The organism is Nitrosophilus sp. (genome assembly GCF_982775275.1).
In genome coordinates, this window is the sequence record NZ_CEXZHP010000262.1 from 1 (window position 1) to 1,669 (window position 1,669).

Annotated in this window: 2 protein-coding genes; both read left to right on the forward strand. The window is 42.3% G+C overall.

Going from position 1 to position 1,669, the window contains the following annotated elements; translation table 11 throughout:
- Window positions 1–1,075 (forward strand): radical SAM protein (locus AC30RD_RS09050; RefSeq protein WP_489494202.1); only part of this gene is annotated, 1,075 nt, incomplete at its 5' end.
- On the forward strand, window positions 1,062–1,669 hold a 608-nt coding region (tilS, locus tag AC30RD_RS09055; protein WP_489494203.1), incomplete at its 3' end, for a tRNA lysidine(34) synthetase TilS. The genes AC30RD_RS09050 and tilS, both read left to right, overlap by 14 nt.

A 1,669-nucleotide genomic window follows, 5' to 3' on the forward strand; every position in this document is an offset into this window, starting at 1 on the left:
AGAGGAGCTTCAAAAGCAGATCCCTGAAGTAGATATTTTTACAGGTGTTGGAGACTACGATAAAATAGATGAACTTTTAGTGGAGAGACAAAGCCGTTTTTCAGATGAAGTTTACCTCATCGACGGGGCGGAGCGTGTTGTTACCGGCTCAACCTATCATGCTTACATCAAACTCTCCGAGGGGTGTAATCAGGCGTGTAGTTTTTGTGCCATACCAAGTTTTAAAGGAAAGTTACACTCACGTGATTTAGACTCCATAGCAAAAGAGGTAGAATCATTAGTAGCGCAGGGCTATTGGGATTTTTCTTTTGTTTCTCAAGATTCAAGCTCCTACCTGCGTGATCAGAATATCCAAGATGGACTCTCTTTGCTTATCCAGCGTATAGAGCTTATAGAGGGGGTAAAAAGCGCAAGAATTCTTTACCTCTACCCCTCAACAACAACCATAAAACTGCTTCAAAACATAGCAAAGAGCAAGATTTTTCACAACTATTTTGATATGCCTATTCAACATATCAATGATGATATGCTACGCATAATGAAACGCGGTTTTTCCAAAGAGAAAACAATACAACTTTTGGATTTTATGCGAAATCTTCCCAACTCCTTTGTTCGTACAAGTTTTATAGTGGGGCATCCGGGTGAAACAGAGGAGATGTTTGAAGAGATGTGCCACTTTGCACGCACATTTGGTTTTGACCGTATCAATGTTTTTAGCTATTCTGATGAGGAGACCACCACAGCCTATGAGATGGAAGATCTCAAAATAGAGGAGGAGGTCAAAAACCAACGTGCCGAAATTTTAGGTGGCATTGCTGCTGAAGTGACACACCAATCACTCCAAGCAGAAGTTGGCAAAACAGTATCTGTTGTGATTGACGCAGAGAGTCAGGAGCATCAGTTTTTACTCTCCGCACGGGAGCTGCTTTGGGCACCTGAAATTGATGGAGAGATCTATGTAAATGACAAAGTGGATGATACAGAAGAGCTTGTTTTTGGAAAAGCCTACACCGCAACAATAACCCAACTTGTGGGTGATATACTCACTGCTACTGTTGACAATGCTCAAAAATAGCACCCTTGAACTTCTGCAAAAATCAAAAAATCTTCTGGCATTTTCTGCCGGAGTTGACTCAAGCGCACTTTTTCACCTTTTGCAACAACACCATATCTCTTTTGATATTGCCATTGTCGATTATGGTGTACGCCCCCAAAGCAAAGAGGAGGTGCAACACGCAAAAGATTTGGCACACACCTACAATCTTACCTGCTACACCTATAAAGCACCCAAAATAGAGAAAAACTTTGAAGCACAGGCACGTGAGATACGCTACCGTTTTTTTGAAACACTTATTGCCAAACACAACTACACCACCCTTTTAAGCGCCCATCATCTTGGAGACAGACTTGAATGGATGTTGATGCAGCTTTGCAAAGGGAGCGGATGTGTCGAGCTTGCAGGTATGCAAAGTGTAGAAACACGCAACGGCTACACCCTTGTACGACCCCTCCTCCATCTTGACAAAGAGGAGTTGCTTGCCTATCTTCATACAAAGAAACTTCACTATTTTCAAGACCATACCAATATGGGTAACGACCACACAAGAAACAGTTTCCGTCACCGCTTTGCCACCCCGTTACTCCAAAAGTATAAAGAGGGTATTAAGAA